The organism is Pseudomonas sp. D8002, from assembly GCF_013385695.1.
Taxonomy (GTDB): Bacteria; Pseudomonadota; Gammaproteobacteria; order Pseudomonadales; family Pseudomonadaceae; genus Aquipseudomonas.
In genome coordinates this window covers 193,627-200,792 of record NZ_JACAPM010000031.1, presented here as the reverse complement: position 1 = coordinate 200,792, position 7,166 = coordinate 193,627, and the positions used below count along the sequence as shown (strand labels likewise).

General features: G+C 63.8%; 7 protein-coding genes. 5 read left to right on the top strand and 2 right to left on the bottom strand.

The window, feature by feature from the left end; all coding sequences use genetic code 11:
* Nucleotides 1-56 precede the first annotated feature (56 nt).
* Nucleotides 57-542 (bottom strand): GFA family protein, encoded by a 486-nt coding sequence (locus HX807_RS18035; RefSeq protein WP_177009473.1) that lies wholly within the window; start codon nucleotides 540-542, stop codon nucleotides 57-59.
* Nucleotides 543-576: 34 nt separating this feature from the next.
* Nucleotides 577-1,488, bottom strand: a complete 912-nt coding sequence (locus HX807_RS18030; RefSeq protein ID WP_003215044.1) for a LysR family transcriptional regulator — start codon at nucleotides 1,486-1,488, stop codon at nucleotides 577-579.
* A gap of 202 nt (nucleotides 1,489-1,690) precedes the next feature.
* Here HX807_RS18030 and HX807_RS18025 point away from each other — a divergent pair, with 202 nt between their 5' ends.
* Genes HX807_RS18025 through HX807_RS18005 form a run of 5 tightly spaced genes read left to right on the top strand, consistent with a single transcriptional unit; the run spans nucleotide 1,691 to nucleotide 7,100 of the window.
* Nucleotides 1,691-2,509 (top strand): MaoC family dehydratase N-terminal domain-containing protein, encoded by an 819-nt coding sequence (locus tag HX807_RS18025; RefSeq protein ID WP_177009472.1) that lies wholly within the window; start codon nucleotides 1,691-1,693, stop codon nucleotides 2,507-2,509.
* A gap of 31 nt (nucleotides 2,510-2,540) precedes the next feature.
* Nucleotides 2,541-3,704 (top strand): acyl-CoA dehydrogenase family protein, encoded by a 1,164-nt coding sequence (locus HX807_RS18020; protein ID WP_087694986.1) that lies wholly within the window; start codon nucleotides 2,541-2,543, stop codon nucleotides 3,702-3,704.
* Nucleotides 3,705-3,714: 10 nt separating this feature from the next.
* Complete coding sequence (locus HX807_RS18015; protein ID WP_177050636.1) at nucleotides 3,715-5,064, top strand: MmgE/PrpD family protein; 1,350 nt, start codon at nucleotides 3,715-3,717, stop codon at nucleotides 5,062-5,064.
* Nucleotides 5,065-5,073: 9 nt separating this feature from the next.
* Complete coding sequence (locus HX807_RS18010; protein ID WP_177050635.1) at nucleotides 5,074-6,270, top strand: CaiB/BaiF CoA-transferase family protein; 1,197 nt, start codon at nucleotides 5,074-5,076, stop codon at nucleotides 6,268-6,270.
* 14 nt (nucleotides 6,271-6,284) lie between these two features.
* Nucleotides 6,285-7,100: a CoA ester lyase gene (locus tag HX807_RS18005; protein WP_003215055.1), complete on the top strand. Its 816-nt coding sequence runs from the start codon at nucleotides 6,285-6,287 to the stop codon at nucleotides 7,098-7,100.
* Nucleotides 7,101-7,166 lie beyond the last annotated feature (66 nt).

Below are 7,166 nucleotides of genomic sequence, written 5' to 3'. Positions count from 1 at the left end.
CCAATCTCAGCCATCACCCAAATAACGGATATTCACTCACTCACTCACTTAATCAATCAACCCAGCCCCAACCGCTCATGCCACTCGGCAATCGACTCCTCTGGATACTCCTCAAACTCCAGGTCCCCCGCGCGAACACTCACCTCAACCCACGGCGCCTTCGACCCCAGCATCAAATGCGTATGCTCCGGCGGCACCGGCAACGGCGTATCAATCGCCGAAGCAAACGGATGAATCAACTCCGGCCACTGCGGACTGAACAACCACAACCCCGACCCACACTGCGAACAAAAATGCCGCTCAGCCGTACTCGCATGCGCCCGGCTATCCCCCGGCCCTTTCATCCGCGCGTGATAAATCGAAATCAACTTGCGCCCCCGTACCTTGAGGCTCCTGGCATCCCCCCCAAGGTTGATCGCATACCCGCCACCCCCCTGGGTCTTGCGACAAATCGAGCAATAACACCGTTGATAAGGGTAGGGATGCGCACTCTCAAGACTGAACGAAACCGCGCCGCAATGGCAGGAACCTTCAAGCTGCATGACCAGATCTCCTTCGCAAAAGGGCAACGTTAGCTTAGGCGCCCGGCAGCCGGGGCGGTTCCATCTCGGGCATCAAGGTCGCGATCAACGCCCGAATCGTCCCCGGCAACGCCTCCAGTTCCCGCACCAGAATACTGCGCTCGCGCACTGCCCAAACTTCATCCAGCTTCACCGTCACCAGTTGCATGGTCCGGCTGTGCCGCACGGCGGCCGACTCGGGAATGATGCCGATCCCCACGCCCGCCTCAACCATCCGGCAGATCGCCTCGAAGCTCGACATTTGAATGCGCAACGACAAGTGCTTGCCCAGCCGCTCCACATGCTCACGCAGGAAACTCAGCAACGTGCTGCCGTCATGCAAGCCGATATGCTGATAAGCCAGGGTTTGCTCCAGCGTCACCGAAGGCAGGCCCGCCAGTGGATGCCCCTCCGGTACCGTCAGCACCAGGTGGTCGGTGCTGAAGTGCAGCACCTGCAAACCCGACGCTTCCACAGGCCCGGCGATGATGCCCATGTCGCTGGTGCCATCCAGCACGCCCCGCACGATATCCCGCGACAGCCGCTCCTGCAGGTCCACCGTCACGCCGGGGCGCTGGGACAGGAAGCCGGCCAGCACCTCCGGGAGAAATTCGGTCACGGCGGTGGTGTTGGCAAAAATGCGGATATGCCCGGCCGAGTCGATGCCGTATTGGGTGAACTCGCTTTTCAGGTAATCCACCTGGCGCATGATCAGCCGCGCATGGTGCAGCAGCCGTTCGCCCGCCGGGGTAATTTCCACACCACGGCTGTCGCGGTACAACAGGCGGGTGTCGAGCTGGCCCTCCAGGGCCTTGATCCGCGCACTGGCGGCGGCCGGTGAAAGGAACGCGCGCTTGGCGCCCTGGGTCAGGCTGGGGGATTCGGCGATATGGATAAACAGGCGTAAGTCAGCCAGATCAAAGTGCATGCAAGGCTCCGGGGCAGCGACGAAGAACCCATGTGGGAGCAGGCAAGCCAGCTCCCACATTGATCATCCGGGTTCTTGAGATCTTTTTATGGGCGATGGCGTTCAGCATAGCCGAACGCTGCTTTATTGAAATGCAAATTCTCAGAACGGCCAGGGCCCAGCATGATCCGGTTCAGATTCCCTGCCCGAGGACATGCACCTGATGAGCGCCACAGACTGGATCGGCCGTAGCGAAACAGCCCACGACCACTTGAGCCACAACCTGCTCAAACGCATCGCCGCCACCTTTGGCGAAGCGGCACCGGCAGATGGCGAGCCGGTTCCGCCCTTGTGGCAATGGTGCTTCTTCCAGGACCCGCTGCCCGAGTCCGCCCTGGGCGGTGACGGTCATCCGGCCCGTGGCGGCTTCCTGCCGCCGGCCGATAATCGCAACCGCATGTGGGCCGGCGGGCGCATCGAGTTCTTCCATGCATTGCGTGCCGGTGAGGCCGCCACCCGCGTTTCGACCATCACCCAGGTGGAAGAAAAAACCGGTCGCACTGGCTCGTTGTTGTTCGTCACCGTGCGCCACGACTATTCCCAGGACGGCCGCCTGGCCCTGCGCGAAGAACAGGACATCGTCTACCGCGAACCCACGCCGCCCAAGCAGGGCAGTGGTGACGCGCTCCCCGAAGGCGCCTGGCGTGAAGCGGTCGACCCGACGCCAACCCTGTTGTTCCGCTACAGCGCCGTGACCTTCAACGGCCACCGCATTCACTACGACTACCCCTATGTCACCGGCACCGAAGGTTATTCGGGGCTGGTGGTGCACGGTCCGCTGATCGCCACCTTGAGCCTGCGCGCATTTTGCCGCGCCAACCCCGCGGCCACGTTGCGCCGTTTCTCGTATCGCGGCGTGCGCCCGTTGATTGCCCCGCAAGCCTTTGAAGTGGGCGGGCACGTCACCGCGCCGGGCGTCGCGGAACTGTGGGCGGGCAACGCCGACGGCCTGGCCCAGCGCGCCGAACTGCATTTCGAATAAACCTCCAAGAACAACAGGCGGAGAGCCGTTAATGAACCCGAATGACAACGAAGAACTGAATGCCATCCGCGAAGGCGTGCGCGCACTCTGCGCCGAATTCGACGCTGCCTACTGGCGCAAGGTCGATGAAGAAAAGGGCTTCCCGGAAGCCTTCGTCAAGGCCCTGACCGACGCCGGCTGGCTGTCGGCAATGATCCCGGAAGCCTACGGCGGCTCCGGCCTGGGGCTGGCGGAAGCCTCGGTGATACTGGAGGAAGTGAACCGCTGCGGTGGCAACTCCGGCACCGTCCACGGCCAGATGTACAACATGTTCACCTTGCTGCGTCACGGCAGCGAAGCACAGAAAAGCTTCTACCTGCCCAAGCTCGCCAGCGGCGAATTGCGCCTGCAGTCGATGGCCGTGACCGAGCCCACCACCGGCACCGACACCACCAAAATCAAGACCACCGCAGTCAAGCGCGGCGACAAGTACGTGATCAATGGCCAGAAAGTCTGGATCTCGCGGGTGCAGCATTCCGACCTGATGATCCTGCTGGCCCGCACCACGCCGTTGGCCGAGGTGAAGAAAAAATCCGAAGGCATGTCGATCTTCCTCGTGGACTTGCGGGAAGCTATCGGCAACGGCCTGACCGTGCAGCCCATCGCCAACATGGTCAACCACGAGACCAACGAACTGTTCTTCGACAACCTGGAGTTGCCGCTGGACAGCCTGATTGGCGAGGAGGGCAAGGGCTTTCGCTACATCCTCGACGGCCTCAACGCCGAACGCACCCTGATTGCCGCCGAGTGCATCGGCGATGGCCGCTGGTTTATCGAGAAAGCCAGCGCCTATGCCCGCGACCGCGTGGTATTTGGTCGGCCCATCGGACAGAACCAGGGCGTGCAGTTCCCGATTGCCGAAGCCCATATCGAGATCGAAGCGGCCGACTTGATGCGCTGGCGTGCCTGTGAGGAATACGACAGCGGCGCCAATGCCGGGGCCAGCGCGAACATGGCCAAGTACCTCGCGGCCAAGGCTTCCTGGGAGGCGGCCAACGCCTGCCTGCAAACCCACGGCGGCTTCGGGTTTGCCTGCGAATACGACGTGGAGCGCAAGTTCCGCGAAACCCGCCTGTACCAGGTTGCGCCGATCTCCACCAACCTGATCCTGTCCTACGTGGCCGAGCATCTGCTCGAACTGCCACGCAGTTTCTGAGGGCCCGACCATGAGCCATACCCAAGCGCTGTGTCGGTTCCTCGCCGAGTTGAATTACGCACAATTGCCGGACGCCGTACTCGCCCGCACCGAAGACCTGTTCCTCGACTGGCTCGCCTCGGCGCTGGCCAGCAAGGGCGCGCATCCGATCCCGCTGTTCGAACGTTATGCCCGCAGGATGGGCCCGGCTGATGGCCCGGCGCAGATCATCGTCAACGGCGGCAGCAGCAGTGCCTATTTCGCCGCGCTGGTGAATGGCGCGTCGTCGCACCTGGTGGAGCAGGATGACCTGCACAACAGCTCGGTATTGCACCCGGCGACCGTGGTGTTTCCGGCGGCATTGGCGGCGGCGCAAGACCTCGGCAAGTCCGGTCGCGAACTGCTGCTGGCCTCGGTGGCCGGCTACGAAGCCGGGATTCGCATCGGCGAATTCATGGGCCGCTCCCACTACCGGATCTTCCACACCACGGCCACCGTCGGCACCCTCGCGGCGGCGGTGGCCGTGGGCAAATTGCTCGACTTCAACCAAGAGCAATTCATCAACCTGCTGGGCAGTGCCGGCACTCAGGCGGCCGGGCTGTGGGAGTTCCTGCGGGATGCCGCCGACTCCAAGCAACTGCACACTGCCAAGGCCGCTGCCGATGGTTTGCTGGCGGCTTACCTGACGGCGGACGGGCTGACCGGTGCGCGCAATATTCTGGAAGGTGATCAGGGGATGGCGGCGGGCATGTCCACCGACGCCGACCCAGGCAAATTGTCGGATCGCCTCGGCAGCCGCTGGGCGCTGCTGGAAACGTCGTTCAAGTTCCATGCTTCATGCCGGCATACCCATCCGGCCGCCGATGCGCTGCTGGATCTGATGCAGCGCGAGGGGCTCGGCCATGAGCAGATTACCCATGTGGAAACCCGCGTTCACCAGGGCGCCATCGACGTTTTGGGCCGGGTGACGCTGCCGCAGACCGTGCACCAGGCCAAGTTCTCCATGGGCACCGTGCTGGGGTTGATTGCCGTGTATGGCAAGGCCGGGCTGACCGAGTTTCACGAGCTGGCGCTGAGCGACGGGGACGTGGCGGCGTTTCGCGACAAGGTCTCCATGACCCTCGACGCCGAAGTCGACGGTGCCTATCCGCAGCGCTGGCTGGGCCGGGTGATCGTGACCACCGCCGATGGTCGCACCCTGCACGGCGCCATCGACGAACCCAAGGGCGACCCGGGCAACACCCTGAACCGCTCGGAGCTGGCCGACAAGTTCCAGCGCCTGACTCAATTCAGCGGTGCCCGCACACCCGCGCAAACCACCGGGCTGATCGAAAAGGTCTGGGACCTGCGCAACGCCGCGTCCCTGGCTCACTGGCTTTAAGGAACTGTCATGACCGCTAATCAACGACCGCTGGACGGCATCACCGTTGTCAGCCTGGAACACGCGATTGCCGCACCGTTCTGCACTCGCCAGTTGGCCGACCTGGGCGCGCGGGTGATCAAGATCGAACGTCCCGGGGCGGGCGACTTTGCCCGGGGCTATGACGAGCGCGTGCGCGGCCTGGCCTCGCATTTCGTGTGGACCAACCGTTCCAAGGAAAGCCTGACCCTGGACCTCAAGCACGACGATGCCGGGGACATCCTGGAAACCCTGCTGGCCGATGCCGATGTGCTGGTGCAGAACCTCGCACCGGGCGCGGCCGCGCGCATGGGATTGTCATTCGAGGCGATGCATGAGCGCTTCCCGCGGCTGATCGTCTGCGACATCTCCGGCTATGGCGAGGGTGGCCCGTATGAAAAGAAAAAGGCCTACGACCTGCTGATCCAGAGCGAAGGCGGCTTTCTCTCGGTCACCGGTGGCCCGGGTGAAGACCAGATGGCCAAGGCCGGCTGCTCCATCGCCGATATCTCCGCCGGTATGTACGCCTACAGCGGCATCCTCTCGGCGCTGCTGCTGCGGGGCAAGACCGGGCAGGGCAGTCGCATCGACGTCAGCATGCTGGAAAGCCTGGTGGAGTGGATGGGCTACCCGATGTATTACGCGTTCGACGGCGCGCCCCAGCCACCGCGCGCGGGTGCGGCGCATTCGACGATCTACCCCTACGGGCCATTTCCCACCGGCGACGGCGGCACGGTGATGCTCGGGTTGCAGAATGAGCGGGAATGGGCGGCGTTCTGCGACAAGGTGCTGCTCACCCCGGAATTGGCCACCGACGAGCGTTTCTCGGCCAACTTCAAGCGTTCGGAAAACCGCGACGTGCTGCGCCAGATCATCGTCGACAGTTTTGCGCAGATGAGCGCCGAGGGCGTGATCCAGCGCCTGGAAGACGCGCAAATCGCCAGTGCACGAGTCAACGACATGCAAGGCGTGTGGGACCACCCGCAGCTCAAGGCCCGGGACAGTTGGCGTGAAGTCGACAGCCCGGCGGGCAAATTACCGTCGTTGCTGCCACCGGCACGCAATGCCGCGTTCACCCCGCGGATGGATGCGGTGCCGGGGCTGGGGCAGCACAGCCAGGGGATTCTCGACCAGCTGGGTTACTCCGCTGAAGCCATCGACGGCCTGCGTATCCGCGGCGTTATCTGACAAGGAATCGAACGATGCCAACCTCTCTTGTGCGCTCTGCGCTGTTTGTACCGGGCAGCCGACCGGAACGTTTTGCCAAGGCCCTGGCCAGTGGCGCCGATGCAGTGATTGTGGATTTTGAAGACGCGGTGGAAGAGCCGCTCAAGCGTCAGGCCCGGGACAACCTCGGGGTGTTTTTGCAGGCGACGCCGGCGGCGCGGGTGTGGGTGCGGATCAACGCGCCGGAGCATCCCGAGCATTTTGCCGATGTGGCGTTCTGTCAGGCCCATGCCGGAGTCGCGGGGGTGTTGCTGCCCAAGGTTGAAAGTGCGGCCCAGGTGGCCGTGGTGGCTGCAACAGGCAAGGCTATCTGGCCGATTATCGAGAGTGCGCGGGGTTTGCTGGCGGTGGCGGAAATCGCCCATGCGCCGCTGGTGGAGCGCCTGTCGTTTGGTGGCCTGGACCTGGCGCTGGACTTGAACCTGAGCAGCGGCTCCCCGGCCGCGCAATTCGCCCTGGACCAGGCCCGCCTTGCCTTGATCGTGCATTCTCGCGCCGCCGGGCTGGTGGCGCCGCTGGACGGCGTGCACCCGGCCATCGACGACCCCGAAGGCCTGCGCCGTTCGATTCGGCATGCCTATGAAATGGGCTTTGCCGGCGCGCTGTGTATCCATCCCAAGCAGGTGGCGGTGATTCACCAGGCGTTGGCCCCCAGTGCCGAGGATCTGGCCTGGGCCAAACGGGTGGTGGATGCTGGTGCCCATGGGGCCGGGGCGTATCAGCTGGACGGGCAGATGGTGGATGCACCGGTGCTGCTGCGGGCCCAACGATTATTAGCCGCGCAACCGTAGAAATGTGGGAGCGGGCTTGCTCGCGAAAGCGGTGGGTCAGCCAGTGCATCCGGTGACTGGCACACC